Here is a 19,127-nt window from a genome sequence, read left to right on the forward strand (position 1 = left end):
AGTTAAGCGAAAATTATCGTATGGAGAGCCACCATGGAAAGGACCACCCATTCCCCACATGACGCCGTGTTTAAACACCTACTGTCGCATCGGGCGACGGCGCGGGATTTTCTGGACATTCACCTTCCTGAACATTTGCGAGAATTATGCAATCTGCAAACGCTGCAGTTGGAGTCCGGAAGTTTTATCGATGAAGACCTGCGCGCCAGCCATTCCGATATTCTTTACTCGCTGCAAACCCAGGCGGGGGACGGATATATCTATCTGCTTATCGAACATCAAAGCTCTGCGGACCGTCATATGGCATTTCGCCTGATGCGTTATGCGATAGCAGCGATGCAGCGCCATCTGGATAAAGGACATACGCAACTGCCATTGGTGATCCCGCTGCTTTTTTATCATGGGCAAGTCTCGCCCTGGCCGTATCCCATGTGCTGGCTGGAAGGATTTGCTCATCCGCAAACCGCGCGGCAAGTATACAATCAGGATTTTCACTTAATCGATATCACGGTGCTTCCTGACGATACAATAATGCAGCACCGACGGGTCGCGATGCTTGAGTTGCTGCAAAAGCATATCCGGCAACGCGATATGATGGAACTGCAGGAGCAACTAGCCAGCCTGTTGGCGCTGGGATACACTAGCCGCAGACAGCTCAGGACGCTGCTTCACTATTTATTACAGGCAGGAAATGCCGCCGATCCGGTCGCCTTTTTACGTAATCTTGCGCAAAATGTCCCCAGACGGCTGCATAAGGAGACGCTAATGAACATTGCCCAGTTTCTGGAACAACGCGGCCATCAGCAGGGCCTGCAGCAAGGTCTTGAACAAGGAGAACAATTGGCTGCGCAACGTATTGCCAAGGCGATGCTGGAAAACGGGCTTGATCTGGCGCTGGTGGCGAAGCTGACGGGGCTTGCGCCGGAGCGCCTGGCCCTGCTCGCCCATTAATTTTTCTGCTTCCTTCAAACAGCCTGCGCAATGGCGATTGCGCAGGTAAATATAGATTTATTCAATCAATACAACCTAATTAAATATAATTCTACTGAATATGAATGCGGTGAAATTTACATTCTTTCGCAAATGCGCGGCGGTATTGCTGTAAAAAGACGCAACTGGTTACACTCTTGTGAAAAATCATTTCGCCAGGTCATTGATTCCTGACGAGTGCGCAGTAGAATTTTCAGGTTTTTTCGGGACTTCTTTGATTTTAATTTTCTGGATAGAGTAAATAATGAAAAAAAGCATTTTTATGGCGCTGGCTGGCGTCATGCTGGTCTCTTCGGCGGCCCATGCGATCAGCGTTACCGGCGAAGCAGGCGAGCATTACACCAACCTTGGGGTCGGCTTCGGCACCGAGTCCACCGGTCTGGCTGTTTCGGGTAACTGGCTGCACAGCGATAACGACGGCGACGCCGCGGGTTTAGGCCTGGGCCTGAATATTCCGCTGGGGCCGTTCCTGGCGACCGTGGGCGGTAAAGGGGTATACACCAACCCGAAACAGGGTGATGAAGGTTATGCGGCCGCGGTCGGCGGCGGCCTGCAGTGGAAAATCGGCGACAGCTTCCGTCTGTATGGCGACTACTACTACTCTCCAGATTCCCTCTCCAGCGGCATTGACAGCTATCAGGAAGCCAACGTCGGCGCCAGCTGGACCATTATGCGTCCGCTCAGCATCCAGGCAGGCTATCGCTATCTGAACCTGGCGGGCAAAGATGGCAACCGCGATAACACCATCGCCGACGGCCCGTACATCGGCGCCAGCGCCAGCTTCTAATCTCCTCCGGCGCGGTCTCTTCTTGCCGCGCCAGATTTTCCTCCTCGTCAGCCTCCCGCTTTGCGTTATAGTATTTGCCACCTGGCAGGCAAGGAGTGAGCAATGTTGAATGTGGAAATGCTGTCCACTGGCGATGAAGTGTTGCATGGTCAAATCGTTGACACCAATGCAGCATGGCTGGCGGATTTCTTTTTTAATCAGGGTTTACCATTAACGCGCCGTAATACCGTCGGCGACGATCTCGATGCGCTGGTGGCGATGCTGCGCGAACGCAGCGAACAGGCGGATGTGCTGATCGTCAATGGCGGCCTCGGCCCAACCAGCGACGACCTGAGCGCGCTGGCCGCGGCCACCGCGAAAGGCGAAGGACTTATTTTGCATCCGGAGTGGCTGGAAACCATGACCCGCTTCTTTGCTGAACGCGGGCGGCCGATGGCGGAAAGCAACCGTAAGCAGGCGGAAATCCCCGCCAGCGCCGAGATGATCAATAACCCGGTGGGCACGGCCTGCGGCTTTGCCATCCAGCTCAATCGCTGCCTGATGTTTTTCACCCCCGGCGTTCCCTCTGAATTCAAAGTGATGGTCGAGCAGGAGATTTTACCGCGCCTGCGCCAGCGCTTTACGCTGCCGGAACCGCCGGTATGCCTGCGGCTGACCACTTTTGGCCGCTCGGAAAGCGAGCTGGCGCAAAACCTCAATCCGCTGACGTTACCGCCTGGCGTAGTGATGGGCTACCGCTCGTCGATGCCGATCATTGAGCTGAAGCTGACCGGACCGGCTGAGCAGCGTGACGCCATGCTGGCCCTGTGGCCGGAAGTGCGTAAAGTGGCTGGCGACAGCCTGATTTTCGAAGGCACTGAAGGGTTACCGGCGCAGATTGCACGCTGCCTGCAGGAGCGGCAGCTGAGCCTGACGCTCAGCGAGCAGTTTACCGGCGGTCTGCTGGCGCTCCAGCTGTCCCGCGCCGGCGCGCCGCTGCTGGCCAGCGAAGTGGTCCCGGCGCAGGAGGAGACGCTGGCGCAGGCGGCCCGCTGGGCGGCCGAGCGGCGCATTAACCATTTTGCCGGCCTGGCCCTGGCGGTGAGCGGCCAGGAAAACGATCATCTTAACGTGGCCCTGGCCACCCCCGACGGCACCTTCGCGCTGCGGGTGAAGTTTAGCGTCACCCGCCACAGCCTGGCGGTACGCCAGGAAGTCTGCGCCATGATGGCATTAAACCTGCTGCGTCGCTGGCTGAATGGCCAACCGCTGGCCAGTGAACATGGCTGGATTAACGTGGTGGATTCCCTCTCAATGTAGGTCGTTTCCCGGCGCGCGGGCTTCTCCCGGGCGCCGGTTGTCCAGCCAGTTGTACTCTCCTGAAAAAATTCTGTGCGTTAAGTCGCAATTTTCCGCTGCGAACGGTCCAGCATACGGGAAAGCGATTGCCCCGCGATGTCGCTCACACTTTACCGCCCGGACAACCGCAACACTGATTCCAGTATTCAGGATTGGAGTCCAGTATGTTGGAATCAACGAAAGTCCCGGCGCTGACCCGCGCGATTGAGATCCTTAATTTAATTGGCCGCATCGGACCCTGCAGCGCGGCGACGATAATAGCGGAGCTGGGGATCCCGAAAAGCACGGTTTATCTGCTGCTGGGCGAGCTGAAAAAGCAGCGCTTCATCAGTATGGATAATCAGGATAACTACTGCCTGTGGACCAAACTGGTGGAGCTGGCCGGGCAGGCGCTAAGCAAAATGGACCTGCGCGAGCTGGCGCGGCCGCGCCTGACCCGGCTGATGGATGAGTGCGGCCTGCTCTGCCATCTGGGCATTATCGATCACGGTAACGCCTACTACATTCTGAAAATTGAATCACCCGCCACCATTAGCGTGCGTTCGCACGAAGGAAAGAGCCTGTCGCTTTACCGCTCCGGGATCGGCAAATGTCTGCTGGCCTGGCAGCCCGCCGGGGTTCAGGCATCGATTATCGATGAACTGCAGTGGGAGCGGGCTACGCCAACGACCATCAGCAATGCTCAACAGCTGCGGGAGGAGCTGGGGCGGATCCGCGCCCGGGGCTGGAGCTTTGATAATGGCGAGGACTATCCGGACGTGCGCTGCGTGGCCGCCCCGGTTTTTAACGCCAATAACGACCTGACCGCCGCCATCTCGGTGGTGGGCACCCGTCTGCAAATCAATGAAGACAATCGCGATTACCTTGCCGGTAAGGCGATTGCCTGCGCGAAAGATATTTCACGACTGCTGGGGTGGAAAAGCCCCTTTGAACAACTCGCCTCATCATAAGGAGAACACCATGACCCTACCGAAAATTAAACACGTCCGCGCCTGGTTTACCGGCGGCGCCACCGCAGAGCAGGGCGCCGGCGGCGGCGATTATCACGATCAGGGGGCTAACCACTGGATTGACGATCATATCGCCACCCCGATGAGCAAATACAAACAGTATGAGCAGTCCCGCCAGTCGTTTGGCATCAACGTGCTGGGCACGCTGATTGTGGAAGTGGAAGCCGACAACGGGCAGACCGGCTTTGCCGTGTCGACGGCCGGAGAGATGGGCTGCTTTATCGTGGAAAAACATCTCAACCGCTTTATCGAAGGCAAATGCGTCAGCGATATCAAACTGATCCACGACCAGATGCTCAACGCCACCCTTTACTACGCAGGATCCGGCGGTCTGGTGATGAACACTATCTCCTGTGTCGACCTCGCGCTGTGGGATCTGTTCGGGAAAGTGGTTGGCCTGCCGGTCTACAAACTGCTGGGCGGAGCGGTGCGTGACGAAATCCAGTTCTATGCCACCGGCGCTCGTCCGGATCTGGCGCAGGAGATGGGCTTTATCGGCGGCAAAATGCCCACCCACTGGGGGCCGCACGATGGCGACGCCGGGATCCGCAAAGACGTCGCCATGGTGGCGGACATGCGCGAAAAATGCGGCCCGGATTTCTGGTTAATGCTGGACTGCTGGATGAGCCAGGACGTTAACTATGCCACCAAACTTGCCCATGCCTGCGCCCCTTACAACCTCAAGTGGATCGAGGAGTGCCTGCCGCCGCAGCAGTATGAAGGTTATCGCGAGCTGAAGCGCCAGGCGCCGGCCGGGATGATGGTGACCAGCGGCGAGCACCACGGCACCCTGCAGTCCTTCCGCACCCTGTCGGAGACCGGAATCGATATTATGCAGCCCGACGTCGGCTGGTGCGGCGGCTTAACCACGCTGGTGGAGATAGCGGCTATTGCTAAAGCGCGCGGGCAGCTGGTGGTGCCGCACGGCTCGTCGGTTTACTCACATCATGCGGTGATCACTTTCACCAACACGCCGTTCAGCGAGTTTCTGATGACCAGTCCTGACTGCGCCACGCTGCGTCCGCAGTTCGACCCGATCCTGCTCGGCGAGCCGGTGCCGGAGAGGGGGCGCATTCATAAATCGGTACTGGATAAACCCGGCTTTGGCGTCGAGCTCAATCGCGACTGCAACCTAAAACGTCCTTATCAACACTGATCCCCCGGGCCGCCCGGCGGCCCACGCCTGAGGATATTATGATGAGCAACACTCTGCTGGAGAGCGTGGTGAAGAAAAACCGCGCCCGCTTAATCCCCTTTATGCTGGCGCTGTACGTGCTGGCGTTTCTTGACCGTTCGAATATCGGTTTCGCCAAAGAGACCTACCAGCTGGACACTGGCCTCAGCAACGAAGCCTATGCGCTGGGGGCGGGGATTTTCTTTGTGGTCTATGCCTTTCTTGGGGTGCCGGCCAACCTGCTGATGCGCAAATTTGGCGCCAGAAAATGGATCGGCTGCACCACGCTGCTGTGGGGCGTGCTGTCGGCGGCGATGGCGTGGGCGGATACGGAAGCGAAATTCCTGCTGGTACGTACCCTGCTGGGCGCGGCGGAGGCGGGCTTCTTCCCCGGCATGATCTACCTCACGTCTCAGTGGTTTCCCCAGCAAAACCGCGCCAGCATTATGGGGCTTTTTTATATGGGGGCGCCGCTGGCGCTGACCCTCGGTTCGCCTTTATCCGGCGCGCTGCTGGAGATGCATGGGTTTATGGGCCATCCCGGCTGGTTCTGGATGTTTGTGATTGAAGGCCTGCTCGCCGTCGCTGCGGGAGCGTTCACCTTCTTCTGGCTGGACGATTCGCCGCAGCATGCCCGCTTCCTGAGCGCGGCGGAGAAACAGGCCCTGATAAGCGAGCTGGCGCGAGAGGAGGAGAAAAAGGTCACCTCGCGTCTGTCCGATGCGCTGCGTAACGGGCGGGTCTGGCAGCTGGCGCTGATCTACATGACCATTCAGGTGGCGGTCTATGGCCTGATTTTCTTCCTGCCCACTCAGGTCGCCGCGCTGTTGGGCACCAAAGTCGGCTTCATTGCCTCGGTGGTGACGGCTATTCCGTGGGTGGCGGCGCTGTTCGGTACCTGGCTTATCCCTCGCTACTCCGATCGCACCGGCGAGCGGCGCAATATTGCCGCGCTGACGCTGCTGGCGGCAGCGGTCGGGATTGCGGTTTCCGGGCTGGTGGCGCCGGTGCTGGCTATCATCGCGCTGTGCGTGGCGGCGGTTGGGGTGATTGCCGTGCAGCCGGTCTTCTGGACGATGCCGACGCAGCTGCTCTCCGGCACGGCGCTGGCCGCCGGGATTGGCTTCGTTAACCTGTTTGGCGCCATCGGCGGCTTTCTGGCGCCGATCGTTCGCGTGCAGGCCGAAACGCTGTTCGCCAGCAGCGCAGCTGGACTGTTAACCCTGGCCGGCGTGGCCATCATCGGGGTGATCACCATCTTCTCATTAAGCCTCACCCGCGCGGTTCCTCAGCGCGGCGGCGTACAGCATTGATTAAAGGAATCGCTATGAACGCACTGTTATCAAACCCCTTCAAACGTGGATTATTACGCGGTGAGACGCAAATAGGCCTGTGGCTGAGCTCGACCTCCTCCTATCTGGCGGAGATTGCCGCCACTTCCGGATATGACTGGCTGCTGATCGACGGCGAGCATGCCCCGAACACTATTCAGGACCTTTATCATCAGCTCCAGGCCATCGCCCCTTACGCCAGTCAGCCGGTGATCCGTCCGGTGGAGGGCAGCCGCAGCCTGATAAAACAGGTGCTGGATATTGGCGCCAGAACGTTGCTGGTGCCGATGGTCGATACCGCCGAGCAGGCGCGGGAAGTCGTCTCGGCAACCCGTTATCCTCCCGTCGGTAGCCGCGGCGTTGGCGCCGGCGTGGCCCGGGCGGCGCGCTGGGGCAGAGTGGAGAATTATATGGCGGAGGCGAATGACGAACTCTGTCTGCTGATTCAGGTGGAGAGCCGAACCGCGCTGGAAAATCTGGACGCTATCCTCGAGGTGGAAGGCATTGACGGGGTGTTTATCGGGCCGGCGGATCTCTCCGCTTCGCTGGGACACCCGGACGATGCTGGCCATCCTGACGTGCAGCGGGTGATTGAGCAGAGCATCCGGCGCATTCGCGCGGCGGGAAAAGCGGCCGGATTTCTGGCGGTCGACCCGGCGATGGCGGAAAAATGTCTCGCCTGGGGGGCCAATTTCGTCGCCGTCGGGGTCGATACCATGCTGTACACCCAGGCGCTGGACCGCCGGCTGGCAATGTTTAAATCCGCCAGCGCTCAGCCGCAGGAGAAAGCGAGCTATTGACGGCGCAGGCTGGCGCCGGACTCAGGCGAGCGCCTGCGCCAGCACCGTGAGCGGATGTTCGCAGCGTTTGCTGGTGGACATTTCTATCTGCCATTTACAGGTCTCGCAGTCGGTGACGACGATGTCGGCGCCGCTCTCCTCAATCTGACGGAACAGCGGGGCGCCGATAGCCTGGGATACCGCGTAATTCTCAGTCTTAAATCCGTAGGTGCCGGCGATGCCGCAGCACTGCGAATCCAGCACTTCCAGCTGCAGGCCAGGGATCAGCCGCAGCAGTTCGAGGGTATACAGCGACCAGCCCATTTTCTCCATATGGCACGGCGTGTGATAGACCACCTTCAGCGGCAGCGGGCGCAGCGGCAGCGTTTTGCCACTATCCAGTTGTTTCCAGATCCAGCGAGTGGCCAGCTCCACCCGGTCGCGGAGATCGCTGTTGTCGACATCAAGGAGGTGCGGGTATTCATCGCGCAGCGTAAAGGTGCAGGTCGAGGAGGTGGCGATGATCGGCAGCGCGTTTTCCCGCATCGCGGCGACGTTGCTCTGCGCCTGCTTACGCGCTTTGTCAAAAAAGCCGTTGGCGATCAGCGGCACGCCGCAGCATTTTTCCCGTGATAACAACTGCACGCCGGTGCCCAGCGCATTGACGACGCGAATCAGATCCTTGCCCAGCTGCGGGTGGTTATAGTTGACGTAGCAACCATGAAAGAAGGCCACCTGCTCAGGGTACTGCGCCTGTCTGGCCGCGAGCTGGCGGTAAGCGCGGCGGAAGGTGCCGAAGCCATATTTTGGCAGCGTGCGGCGATGATCGATATTGAGCGCCGCGTCGAGCAGGCGGCGTACCGGTTTTAAGCCGGTGGTGGCGTTTACCAGTGGGGCAAAGGGGGTGGAAAGGGTGCCCATCAGGTCGGTATGGCTGAGAATAGCGTCGCGCAGGGTCGGTTTTTGCTGGCCATACTGTGCCCGGGCGCGCTGAATGATATCGCCAATTTTCACATCCGACGGGCAGGCGACCTCACAGCGCTTGCAGTTAATGCAGTACTTGAGCGCCTCATCGTACAGCGCGCCATCCTTCAGGCGCAGGCGTTCGCCGTCCGGCCCCGCCTGTTTCGGCCCGGGATAGCGCGGATTGACCCGGCTGACCGGACAGGTGGTGGTACAGACCGTGCACTTAATGCAGCTTTCAAAACGGGTATCGTTCATGGTCGGCCTCCGGCGAGGGCGTGGATCTGTCTGGCGGCGTGCAGTGCGGTGACGGCGCAGACCCCGCCGCCGCAGCCGAGCTGAATGGCATCGAACCCGCCGAGCAGTGAACCGATGGCGAAAAGATTGCTGAACGGCTGCCCGCCCAGCATGGGGCGCAGCAGGGCATCGGTTTTCACCCCGAAGCGCTGCCACGGCTGGGAGGCAAAGAAGTCGCGCTGGTACCAGTCGTCGCGCGGCAGGGTCTGCTGTAGATCGAGACCGAGAATGGGTTCGCGCACGCTATCCCGCGTGGCGACAAGACCGTTACTGAAAAAGCTGCCGCTGGCCAGCACGGTAAAACGCGGACGCAGCGCAATATCGCCGTGATTTCGCGTCCAGACGGCCTCGACTGCGCCCTGTCGATGGCTGATGTTCACCACTTCATCGCCGGCAAGCCAGGTGCCGCCGCCGCGAATAAACTGCCGCTGCAGCAAACTGTGCAGGCGCATCCCGGGAACCGAAGGCGGCAGCGTCGGCAGCAGACGCAGCGGGCAGGGCAGGCGCGCCTGCAGCCAGTGGTACAGGCGATCGTCGGCGAGGCCAAAGCAGGCGGGCATGATCAGCAGCTCATGCTGTTGCGCCAGCGGCAGCAGCGCCGCATGCAGGGCAGGCCAGTGGTTTTCATCGTCGAGGAGGCGGGCGATATTGGCGGCGCGAAACTCGGTGGGGTTGTCACGTAAAACATCCAGCAGCGGTAACTCGATTTCCGCCGCTACGGCGGTGACGCCGGTTTGCCCGAGCGCGGCGGCGGCGAGATGCGGCTGAAAATCGGCAAAGCCGCTGATCCCCACCAGGCAGACCCCCTGTCGGGGGAGTGGCGCGACAGGAACCTCCTGCGGCGATAGCCACGCCGCGCGCAGCGTCCCCAGCGGCGTTACCCGCCGGTGCGGGCGGTGCGCGTCGCCCTGCATCACCGCGCCGCAGGCGGCCAGCAGGGCTTCAGTCTGTTTTGCGTATTCGAGCACCGCCCCGGCGCCGAGCCGGGAATAAGGGTGCTCAGGAAGCAGTTCAGCGAGCTGCTGCAGACCTTGCGCGAGGTCAGTGACGTTATCGCCGTTCGGCAGCGCCGAGAGCAGATCTAACGACGCGGAGGAAAAATGCAGTGCGCTTTGCCCGCGGCTGATGATAACGCTGCGCAGGCCGGACTGATTCAGCGTCAGGCCGCACAGCAGGCCGGCCAGTCCGCCGCCGATAATCGCGCAGTCAAATTTCATCCTGATGCTCCTGTGGTAGTCCGCACAGGCCGAGGTAGACCCAGCGGGTGAATTCGCTTTCGCGCAGCGCGTCGCCCCAGGCGATGGGCTGCACGCCCTTCCAGCGCTCATTGAGAAACGCCGACAGCTGGGTCAACGACTGCGAGGGGGTGGTGACGTTAAAGCGCTGCAGCAGACCGGCGGCGCGGCAGGCGCAGAGTTCCCCCTGGCAGGTCCCCATGCCAATCCGGGTACGGCGGCGCAGGTCGAGCAGGGTGTGGACCGCCAGATTTTCCACCGCGTATTTCACTTCACCAGCGGTGACGGCTTCGCATTCGCAGACCAGACTACGGTGCTGGCGGCTGTCGCCAAGCCAGGCCGGCGTGCGATCGCCATGGCGGTAGACAGCAGAGCCGCGCAGCGGGCCCGGCAGGGAGATAATTTTTCGCAGGGTGCTTTCCGTCGGCTCCTGCGACCCGGGGAGCGGGCTCTCGGCCGTGGAACAGGGGGTGGTGTTACCCAGCTTACGACAGACGGCGTCGGTGGCCCACTCGGCCATCAGGCGATAGGTCATCAGCTTGCCGCCGGTGATGGTAATGAAGCCTTCCATGCCGTCGCGCTGAGCATGGTCGAGCAGGACGATGCCGCGGCTGACGCTGCGTCCGCTGGGATCGTTGTCGCTGGCCACCAGCGGGCGCACGCCGGAGTAGGCGCGGAGGATCCGGGTGCGGCCCATGACCGGCGCCAGCTTTTCACCTTCGCGCAGCAGGGTTTCGACTTCCGCGGTCGTTACCCGGTTGTCGTCAATTTCGTCATAAGGAATATGCATCGAGGTGGTGCCGATCAGCGAGATGGTATCCCCGGGCACCAGAATATCGGCATCGGCCGGCTTACGGCAGCGGTTGATCACCAGGTTGTTAATCCGGTGGTCAAGGATCAACAGCGATCCCTTCGCCGGGAACATGGTGATGCGCAGGTCGGCATATTCCGCAATGCGCTGCCCCCAGATCCCGGCGGCATTGACCACTACCCCGGCGTACAGGGCGCGGGTCTGGTGAAGCTGACGATCGTATACCTGGACGCCACAGACGCGGTCGCCCTGGCGCAGCAGGCCTGTCACTTCGCAGCCGGTGAGGATCTGCGCGCCGTGTTCGCGGGCGTCGAGCATATTGGCCGCGGTGAGGCGAAACGGGTCAATGGTGCCATCCGGGACCTGCACCGCCCCCAGCAGCGTCGGGTTGACGGCGGGCTCGCGGCGCAGCGCCTCCTGCGCAGAAAGCGGCGTGGCCTCTATGCCAGCCTGCTGGCAGGCGGCGATAAAGGTCTGCTGCCAGGCCAGATCGTCTTCAGGCAGGGTAATGAACAGACCGCCGGCCGGTTCGATACAGTGACGGGCGATGCGGCGCAGGATGCGGTTCTCATTGATGCATTCGCGGGCGGATTCGTTGTCGGTCACCGCATAGCGGGCGCCGCTGTGCAACAGCCCATGATTACGGCCGGTGGCCCCGGTGGCGATATCATGGCGCTCAATGAGCACTGTGCGTAATCCGCGTCGGGCGCAGTCGCGGGCGATGCCGGCGCCGGTTGCTCCGCCGCCGATGATGATGACCTCGCTATCAAGACGTCCCGTCATCTTCAGCTCCTCTGCTTTCGTTTACCGCCATTTAGCCACAATCAATAAGGTTATTGTTTGATTTCGAGCATATTCGCGCGTTATTTGAGCGCGTTATGTGATTTTGTGCTCACATTGGAACCTTTTGTCATATTTCTGTAACAAATTGTGCGATGTTTCACAGTATCAGCTCTACGTATTGCCTACCATCGCGGCCAGATTCGAAGTTGGTGATTAATCTGGGATTGTTGTCGTGACGTCAGTAAAAAACAGCAAGGGCCACGGAGGCTGATATGTTAAGTATTTTTAAACCCGCCGCGCATAAAGCGCGTTTGCCAGCCGCGGAGATCGACCCGCTCTATCGTCGGTTACGCTGGCAGATTTTTATCGGCATCTTCTTTGGCTATGCCGCTTACTATCTGGTTCGTAAGAACTTTGCCCTGGCGATGCCCTATCTTATCGAGCAAGGCTTCTCCCGCGGCGATCTCGGTTTCGCCCTTTCCGGCATCTCCATTGCCTACGGATTTTCGAAATTCATCATGGGATCGGTCTCTGACCGTTCGAATCCGCGCATTTTCCTGCCGGCGGGGCTGATCCTCGCCGCGCTGGTGATGCTGGTGATGGGCTTCGTACCGTGGGCCACCTCGAGCATCATGATCATGTTCGTACTGCTGTTCCTCTGCGGCTGGTTCCAGGGGATGGGCTGGCCGCCGTGCGGCCGTACCATGGTCCACTGGTGGTCGCAGAAAGAGCGCGGCGGAATTGTTTCAGTGTGGAACTGCGCGCATAACGTCGGCGGGGGGATTCCGCCGCTGCTGTTCCTGTTGGGTATGGCCTGGTTTAACGACTGGCACGCGGCGCTCTATATGCCGGCTTTCGGCGCTATTCTGCTGGCGATTTTCGCCTTCGCGATGATGCGCGATACGCCGCAGTCCTGCGGCCTGCCGCCGATCGAAGAGTATAAAAACGACTACCCGGACGATTACAGCGAAGAGCATGAACAAGAGCTGACGGCGAAGCAGATCTTTATGCAGTACATTCTGCCGAACAAGCTGCTGTGGTACATCGCGGTCGCCAACGTCTTCGTTTATCTGCTGCGCTACGGCATTCTCGACTGGTCGCCGACCTACCTGAAAGAGGTGAAGCACTTCGCGCTGGATAAATCCTCCTGGGCCTACTTCCTGTACGAGTACGCGGGGATCCCGGGCACCCTGCTGTGCGGTTGGATGTCGGATAAAGTGTTTAAAGGCAACCGCGGCGCCACCGGCGTGTTCTTTATGACCCTGGTCACCATCGCCACCGTCGTGTACTGGCTGAACCCGCCGGGTAACCCGGGCGTCGATATGGCCTGTATGATTATTATCGGCTTCCTGATCTACGGCCCGGTGATGCTGATTGGCCTGCATGCGCTGGAGCTGGCGCCGAAGAAAGCCGCCGGCACCGCCGCAGGCTTCACCGGCCTGTTCGGTTACCTCGGCGGTTCCGTGGCCGCGAGCGCCATCGTCGGCTACACCGTCGATTTCTTCGGCTGGGACGGCGGCTTTATGGTGATGATCGGCGGCAGCGTGCTGGCGGTTGTCCTGCTGGTTATCGTGATGCTCGGTGAACGCCGCCATCATCAACAGCTGAAGCAAGCCTAAGGAGCGGCGATGAACATGAAACTCACCACGCTAATGAGCGGCATGATGTTGGCCAGTTCTGCGCTGTGCTTCAGCGCGGCAGCGGCGGATAAAATGGTTATCGCCCACCGGGGCGCCAGCGGTTATCTGCCGGAACATACCCTGCCGGCGAAAGCGATGGCTTACGCTCAGGGGGCGGATTACCTTGAGCAAGACCTGGTGATGACCAAAGACGACCGACTGGTGGTGTTGCACGACCACTATCTGGATCGGGTGACCGACGTCGCTCAGCGCTTCCCGCAGCGGGCGCGTCAAGATGGCCGTTTTTACGCCATCGACTTTACCCTGGCCGAGATCAAGTCGCTGACGTTTACCGAAGGCTTTGAGCCGAAAGACGGCAAGAATGTGCAAACCTATCCCGGGCGTTTCCCGATGGGCAAATCCGATTTCCGCATTCATACCTTTGAAGAAGAGATTGAGTTTGTCCAGGGGCTGAATCATTCCACCGGCAAAAACATCGGTATTTACCCGGAAATCAAAGCGCCGTGGTTCCACCATCAGGAAGGCAAAGATATTGCCGCCAGCACGCTGAAAGTGCTGAAAGAATATGGCTACACCAGCAAGCAGGATAAGGTCTATCTGCAGTGCTTTGACGCCAACGAGCTCAAGCGTATTAAGCATGAGCTGGAGCCGAAGATGGGCATGGATCTCAAGCTGGTGCAGCTTATCGCCTATACCGACTGGAATGAAACCCAGCAGCGGCAGGCTGACGGCAAGTGGGTGAACTACAGCTATGACTGGATGTTCAAGCCGGGGGCAATGGCGCAGATTGCGCAGTACGCCGACGGCATTGGTCCGGATTATCATATGCTGGTGGCGGAAGGCTCAAAGCCGGGGGCGGTGAAGCTGACGGCGATGGTGAAGGAGGCGCACGCCAGCCATCTGCAGGTGCATCCGTATACCGTGCGCGCGGATCAGCTGCCGGAGTACGCCAGCAACGTCAATCAGCTCTATGACCTGCTGTATCACCAGGCGGACGTCGACGGCTTGTTTACCGATTTCCCGGATAAAGCGGTGCAGTTTCTGGACGCTAAGCAGTAAAAAGCCGGGTTTACCCGGCCTGTGAACGGCAGTTTTGTCGGGCGCATAAGCGTTACGCCGCCCGACAAAACTTACATCTCAATTTCGATATCGCCCTTCGCCCGGCAGCAGCAGGGCAAAATTTCTCCCGGCTGGATAAAGGCCAGCGGCTCGGTCAGCCAGTCAACCTGGCCGGAGACCAGACGAGTGCGACAGGAGCCGCAATAGCCTGCGCGGCACTGATACTCGACGTCGATATTATGCGATTCAAGAGCAGCCAACAGGGAAGGGTGTTCATCCTGACACTCAAGGCGAGTGTCAGAGATTTTCAAGAAGATCCGCTTCATTACAGCTGGAAGTTGCTCAGGTCGTCGGCATCGACTTCAGAGTCGATCTGGCCGACCAGGTAAGAGCTGACCTCTACTTCCTGCGGCGCCACCTGGACGTTGTCGGAGACCAGCCAGGTGTTGATCCACGGGATCGGGTTGGAACGGGTCTGGAACGGCAGATCGAGGCCCACCGCCTGCATGCGGATATTGGTGATGTACTCGACGTACTGGCAGAGAATATCTTTGTTCAGGCCAATCATCGAGCCGTCGCGGAACAGGTAGTCCGCCCACTCTTTCTCCTGCTGCGCCGCCAGCACGAACAGGTCATAGCACTCCTGCTTGCACTCTTCGGCGATTTCCGCCATTTCCGGATCGTCGCTGCCGGAGCGCAGCAGGTTCAGCATATGCTGAGTGCCGGTCAGGTGCAGCGCTTCATCGCGGGCGATCAGGCGGATAATTTTGGCGTTGCCTTCCATCAGTTTGCGCTCGGCAAAGGCGAAGGAGCAGGCGAAGCTGACGTAGAAGCGGATCGCTTCCAGGGCGTTGACGCTCATCAGGCACAGATAGAGTTTCTTTTTCAGCTCGCGCAGATTGACGGTCACGGTCTTGCCGTTGACGGTGTGGGTGCCTTCGCCCAGCAGGTGCCAGTAGCTGGTCATCTCGATCAGCGAATCGTAATAGTGGGAGATCCCCTCGGCACGCTTTTGGATCTGCTCGTTGGTGACGATATCGTCGAACACGGTCGCCGGGTCGTTGACGATGTTGCGGATGATATGGGTGTACGAGCGCGAGTGAATGGTCTCGGAGAAGGCCCAGGTTTCCACCCAGGTCTCCAGCTCCGGGATGGAGATCAGCGGCAGCAGCGCCACGTTCGGGCTGCGGCCCTGGATGGAGTCGAGCAGCGTCTGGTACTTCAGGTTGCTGATGAAAATGTGTTTTTCATGTTCCGGCAGCGCCTGGTAGTCAATGCGATCGCGGGAGACGTCAACCTCTTCCGGGCGCCAGAAGAAGGAGAGCTGTTTTTCAATCAGCTTTTCAAAGATATCGTATTTTTGCTGATCGTAGCGGGCCACGTTAACCGGCTGGCCAAAAAACATTGGCTCAAGCAGCTGATCGTTTTTCGTCTGTGAAAAAGTGGTGTATGCCATTGAAGTGAGTCCTGTTGAACTGTATTGCCCGGCGGCGATGCGTTGGCCGGGCCTACAAAATCGTAGGCCGGGTAAGCGTAGCGCCACCCGGCAAAAATACCTTAGATCTTACAAGCGCCGCTTTCGCAGCCGTCGTCCTGGATGGACGGGGCCAGGTCATCCTGAGCGTCTTCAGCGCCATCACGGGTGTTGTGATAGTACAGCGTTTTGACGCCGAATTTATAGGCGTTGAGCAGGTCTTTCAGCAACTGCTGCATCGGCACTTTTCCGGAAGGGAAGCGCGTCGGATCGTAGTTGGTATTCGCAGAGATCGACTGGTCGATAAACTTCTGCATGATACCCACCAGCTGCAGGTAGCCGTCGTTGTTCGGCATTTCCCACAGCAGTTCGTAGGCGTTCTGCAGGTTTTCGTAGTCCGGCACCACCTGGCGCAGGATCCCATCCTTCGACGCTTTGATACTCACGTGGCCGCGCGGCGGCTCGATGCCGTTGGTGGCGTTGGAGATCTGCGACGAGGTCTCGGACGGCATCAGCGCGGAGAGCGTGGAGTTACGCAGGCCGTGGGTTTTGATGGACGCGCGAAGCGCTTCCCAGTCGTAGTGCAGGGCTTCGCTGACGATGCCGTCCAGGTCTTTTTTATAGGTATCGATCGGCAGGATACCCTGCGCATAGGTGGTTTCGTTGAACCACGGGCAAGCGCCCTGTTCGATAGCCAGTTCGTTGGAGGCCTTCAGCAGGTAGTACTGAATCGCTTCGAACGTTTTGTGGGTCAGGTTGTTGGCGCTGCCGTCGGAGTAGCGTTTGCCATGCTTCGCCAGATAGTAAGCGAAGTTGATCACGCCGATGCCCAGCGTACGGCGGCCCATTGCGCCGCGTTTGGCGGCGGGGATGGGGTAATCCTGATAGTCGAGCAGCGCGTCCAGGGCACGCACCGCCAGCACCGCCAGCTCTTCCAGCTCGTCGAGGCTGTCGATAGCCCCAAGGTTGAAGGCCGACAGGGTGCACAGCGCGATTTCGCCGTTTTCGTCGTTGACGTCTTCCAGCGGTTTAGTCGGCAGGGCGATCTCCAGGCACAGGTTAGACTGGCGCACCGGGGCGACCACCGGATCGAACGGGCTGTGGGTGTTGCAGTGGTCGACGTTCTGGATGTAGATGCGGCCGGTGGAGGCGCGCTCCTGCATCATCAGCGAGAACAGCTCAACCGCTTTAATGCGCTGCTTGCGAATGCTGTCGTCCTGCTCGTACTGGGTGTACAGGCGCTCAAATTCGTCCTGATCGGCGAAGAAAGCGTCATACAGGCCCGGGACGTCGGAAGGGCTGAACAGGGTAATGTCGCCGCCCTTCAGCAGACGGGTGTACATCAGCTTGTTGATCTGCACCCCGTAGTCCATGTGACGAACGCGGTTGGCGTCGGTCCCGCGGTTGTTTTTCAACACCAGCAGGCTTTCCACTTCCAGATGCCACATTGGGTAGAAGAGGGTCGCCGCGCCGCCGCGTACGCCGCCCTGCGAGCAGGACTTCACCGCGGTCTGGAAATGTTTGTAGAACGGAATGCAGCCGGTGTGGAAGGCTTCGCCGCCGCGGATCGGGCTGCCCAGCGCGCGAATGCGGCCGGCGTTGATGCCGATGCCGGCGCGCTGGGAAACGTATTTCACAATCGCGCTGGAGGTAGCGTTGATGGAGTCCAGGCTGTCGCCGCACTCGATCAGCACGCAGGAGCTGAACTGACGGGTTGGGGTACGCACGCCGGACATGATCGGCGTCGGCAGCGAGATTTTAAAGGTCGACACCGCGTCGTAGAAACGCTTGATGTAGTCCAGACGCGTTTCGCGCGGGTAGTTAGAGAACAGGCAGGCAGCCACCAGAATATAGAGGAACTGCGCGCTCTCATAAATTTCGCCGGTGACGCGGTTTTGTACCAGATACTTGCCTTCCAGCTGCTTAACGGCAGCGTAGGAGAAGTTCATGTCGCGCCAGTGGTCGAGGAAACCGTCCATCTGCTGGAACTCTTCTTCCGTGTAGTCTTCCAGCAGATGATGATCGTATTTACCCTTCTCGACCATCTTTACCACGTGATCGTAAAGCGCCGGCGGCTCAAACTGGCCGAAGGCTTTTTTACGCAAATGGAAAATCGCCAGACGCGCGGCGAGGTACTGGTAATCCGGCGCCTCGCGGGAGATCAGATCCGCAGCGGCTTTGATAATGGTTTCGTGGATGTCCGCGGTTTTAATGCCGTCATAGAACTGGATATGCGAGCGCAGCTCTACCTGGGAAATCGAAACGTTATTCAGTCCTTCTGCCGCCCAATCCAGTACGCGATGGATTTTGTCGAGATTGATGCGCTCGGTGGTTCCGTCGCGCTTTGTCACCAGCAGACTCTGATTCATGTGGATTTTACCTGTCCGTGAAAGAAAATATCCCCCGTTTATCCACAGAAGGCCATTGTGACTAACTCTGTGGATAAATACTATATGTAGGGGGTTGTCGATAAAAGGAACGCTATATGGTGAGTATTTTAGTAAGGAATCTTTTGAGTACAAGGGTTGATTTTGACGTTAAATTGAGGTTGCGGAAGGGTAATAATCCGCAAGTCCACGTCGCATAAGGCCTGGAGAAGAAGTCAATAAAACAGAAAAAAAAATGAAAATTTGATCGAGTGCTGATTTCTTCATCGGAAGAAATAATCACGCGGCTTGATGCCGCGCAATCATCATAAGCGCAGGTGCTGACGTCACGCTTTTTTGGCGCTGGTATGCAACATATAGTTAACATCAACCCCCGGCGCCAACTTGAAGGTGTTGGTCAACGGATTGTAATGCAGGCCGATGATATGCTGCTCTTTCAGAGAAGTCTGATCTACCCAGCCCAGCAGTTCGGCCGGCTTGATAAACTTTTTCACATCATGAGTGCCTTTGGGCACCATTTTCATGACATATTCCGCGCCGACCACCGCCATCAGCCACGCTTTACCGTTACGGTTGATGGTGGAGAAGAAGACCTGGCCGCCAGGCTTCACCAGCCGCGCGCAGGCGTGGACGACCGACTGTGGGTCAGGGACGTGCTCCAGCATCTCCATGCAGGTGACGACGTCATATTGCTGCGGATGCTTCGCGGCATGTTCTTCAACCGTTTCCTGAACATACTCCACCTGAATTCCGCTCTCCAGGGCGTGCAGTTTCGCCACCTGCAGCGGCTCGGCGCCCATGTCCAGCCCGGTGACCGTCGCGCCTTCGCGCGCCATGCTCTCGGCGAGGATGCCGCCGCCGCAGCCGACATCGAGGACTTTTTTACCGAACAGGCCGCCTGAGCGTTCGGCGATATAGCCCAGCCGCAGGGGGTTAATGCGGTGGAGCGGTTTGAACTCGCCCTCCAGATCCCACCAGCGCGAGGCGACGGCTTCGAATTTGGCGATTTCAGCATGATCGACGTTAGGGGCTACCGACGTTTTTTCGGCATTCATGGGCGCTTTTACTC

16 protein-coding genes are annotated in these 19,127 nt (G+C 59.1%); 9 read left to right on the plus strand and 7 right to left on the minus strand.

The window, feature by feature from the left end; all coding sequences use genetic code 11:
- The first annotated feature begins 33 nt into the window (after positions 1 to 33).
- The 7 genes from ABLV52_RS04190 to yfaU all read left to right on the plus strand — a co-directional run bounded on the left by ABLV52_RS04190 (position 34) and on the right by yfaU (position 7,430).
- On the plus strand, positions 34 to 951 hold the full coding sequence (locus ABLV52_RS04190; protein WP_023290496.1) for an Rpn family recombination-promoting nuclease/putative transposase: 918 nt from the start codon (positions 34 to 36) through the stop codon (positions 949 to 951).
- A gap of 283 nt (positions 952 to 1,234) precedes the next feature.
- Positions 1,235 to 1,777 carry a YfaZ family outer membrane protein gene (locus ABLV52_RS04195; RefSeq protein ID WP_004201712.1) on the plus strand — a complete coding sequence of 181 codons (543 nt, stop codon included), beginning with the start codon at positions 1,235 to 1,237 and terminating at the stop codon, positions 1,775 to 1,777.
- 102 nt (positions 1,778 to 1,879) lie between these two features.
- The gene (locus ABLV52_RS04200) at positions 1,880 to 3,076 is read left to right on the plus strand and encodes a nicotinamide mononucleotide deamidase-related protein YfaY (RefSeq protein WP_032453562.1); all 1,197 of its coding nucleotides are present in this window, start codon (positions 1,880 to 1,882) and stop codon (positions 3,074 to 3,076) included.
- Positions 3,077 to 3,279: 203 nt separating this feature from the next.
- The gene (locus ABLV52_RS04205) at positions 3,280 to 4,065 is read left to right on the plus strand and encodes an IclR family transcriptional regulator (RefSeq protein ID WP_023290494.1); all 786 of its coding nucleotides are present in this window, start codon (positions 3,280 to 3,282) and stop codon (positions 4,063 to 4,065) included.
- 10 nt (positions 4,066 to 4,075) lie between these two features.
- Positions 4,076 to 5,281, plus strand: coding sequence for an L-rhamnonate dehydratase (rhmD, locus tag ABLV52_RS04210; RefSeq protein ID WP_017899291.1), 1,206 nt, complete (start codon positions 4,076 to 4,078; stop codon positions 5,279 to 5,281).
- A gap of 41 nt (positions 5,282 to 5,322) precedes the next feature.
- Positions 5,323 to 6,612, plus strand: a complete 1,290-nt coding sequence (locus ABLV52_RS04215; RefSeq protein ID WP_032428943.1) for an MFS transporter — start codon at positions 5,323 to 5,325, stop codon at positions 6,610 to 6,612.
- Positions 6,613 to 6,626: 14 nt separating this feature from the next.
- Positions 6,627 to 7,430 carry a 2-keto-3-deoxy-L-rhamnonate aldolase gene (gene yfaU, locus ABLV52_RS04220; RefSeq protein WP_023290492.1) on the plus strand — a complete coding sequence of 268 codons (804 nt, stop codon included), beginning with the start codon at positions 6,627 to 6,629 and terminating at the stop codon, positions 7,428 to 7,430.
- A 21-nt stretch (positions 7,431 to 7,451) separates the two neighbouring features.
- Here yfaU and glpC read toward each other — a convergent pair whose 3' ends face one another.
- Genes glpC through glpA form a run of 3 tightly spaced genes read right to left on the minus strand, consistent with a single transcriptional unit; the run spans position 7,452 to position 11,498 of the window.
- Complete coding sequence (gene glpC, locus ABLV52_RS04225) at positions 7,452 to 8,630, minus strand: anaerobic glycerol-3-phosphate dehydrogenase subunit GlpC (RefSeq protein ID WP_023290491.1); 1,179 nt, start codon at positions 8,628 to 8,630, stop codon at positions 7,452 to 7,454.
- Positions 8,627 to 9,886 carry a glycerol-3-phosphate dehydrogenase subunit GlpB gene (gene glpB, locus ABLV52_RS04230; RefSeq protein WP_064155531.1) on the minus strand — a complete coding sequence of 420 codons (1,260 nt, stop codon included), beginning with the start codon at positions 9,884 to 9,886 and terminating at the stop codon, positions 8,627 to 8,629. Before glpB ends, glpC begins: the two co-directional genes overlap by 4 nt.
- On the minus strand, positions 9,876 to 11,498 hold the full coding sequence (glpA, locus tag ABLV52_RS04235) for an anaerobic glycerol-3-phosphate dehydrogenase subunit A (protein ID WP_348890044.1): 1,623 nt from the start codon (positions 11,496 to 11,498) through the stop codon (positions 9,876 to 9,878). The genes glpB and glpA overlap by 11 nt, the downstream gene beginning before the upstream one ends.
- A gap of 272 nt (positions 11,499 to 11,770) precedes the next feature.
- Here glpA and glpT point away from each other — a divergent pair, with 272 nt between their 5' ends.
- Both glpT and glpQ read left to right on the plus strand, forming a co-directional pair.
- Positions 11,771 to 13,117: a glycerol-3-phosphate transporter gene (gene glpT, locus ABLV52_RS04240; RefSeq protein ID WP_023290488.1), complete on the plus strand. Its 1,347-nt coding sequence runs from the start codon at positions 11,771 to 11,773 to the stop codon at positions 13,115 to 13,117.
- A gap of 9 nt (positions 13,118 to 13,126) precedes the next feature.
- Positions 13,127 to 14,197 carry a glycerophosphodiester phosphodiesterase gene (glpQ, locus tag ABLV52_RS04245; RefSeq protein ID WP_101862051.1) on the plus strand — a complete coding sequence of 357 codons (1,071 nt, stop codon included), beginning with the start codon at positions 13,127 to 13,129 and terminating at the stop codon, positions 14,195 to 14,197.
- A 71-nt stretch (positions 14,198 to 14,268) separates the two neighbouring features.
- Here glpQ and yfaE read toward each other — a convergent pair whose 3' ends face one another.
- The 4 genes from yfaE to ubiG all read right to left on the minus strand — a co-directional run bounded on the left by yfaE (position 14,269) and on the right by ubiG (position 19,113).
- On the minus strand, positions 14,269 to 14,523 hold the full coding sequence (yfaE, locus tag ABLV52_RS04250; protein ID WP_004201692.1) for a class I ribonucleotide reductase maintenance protein YfaE: 255 nt from the start codon (positions 14,521 to 14,523) through the stop codon (positions 14,269 to 14,271).
- Positions 14,523 to 15,653, minus strand: a complete 1,131-nt coding sequence (gene nrdB, locus ABLV52_RS04255) for a class Ia ribonucleoside-diphosphate reductase subunit beta (protein ID WP_004140835.1) — start codon at positions 15,651 to 15,653, stop codon at positions 14,523 to 14,525. Before nrdB ends, yfaE begins: the two co-directional genes overlap by 1 nt.
- 101 nt (positions 15,654 to 15,754) lie before the next feature.
- On the minus strand, positions 15,755 to 18,040 hold the full coding sequence (nrdA, locus tag ABLV52_RS04260; protein ID WP_048297918.1) for a class 1a ribonucleoside-diphosphate reductase subunit alpha: 2,286 nt from the start codon (positions 18,038 to 18,040) through the stop codon (positions 15,755 to 15,757).
- A gap of 344 nt (positions 18,041 to 18,384) precedes the next feature.
- Positions 18,385 to 19,113 carry a bifunctional 2-polyprenyl-6-hydroxyphenol methylase/3-demethylubiquinol 3-O-methyltransferase UbiG gene (gene ubiG, locus ABLV52_RS04265; protein ID WP_023290485.1) on the minus strand — a complete coding sequence of 243 codons (729 nt, stop codon included), beginning with the start codon at positions 19,111 to 19,113 and terminating at the stop codon, positions 18,385 to 18,387.
- Positions 19,114 to 19,127: the final 14 nt, after the last annotated feature.

The organism is Klebsiella sp. GB_Kp056, from assembly GCF_040064755.1.
Taxonomy (GTDB): domain Bacteria; phylum Pseudomonadota; class Gammaproteobacteria; order Enterobacterales; family Enterobacteriaceae; genus Klebsiella; species Klebsiella quasipneumoniae.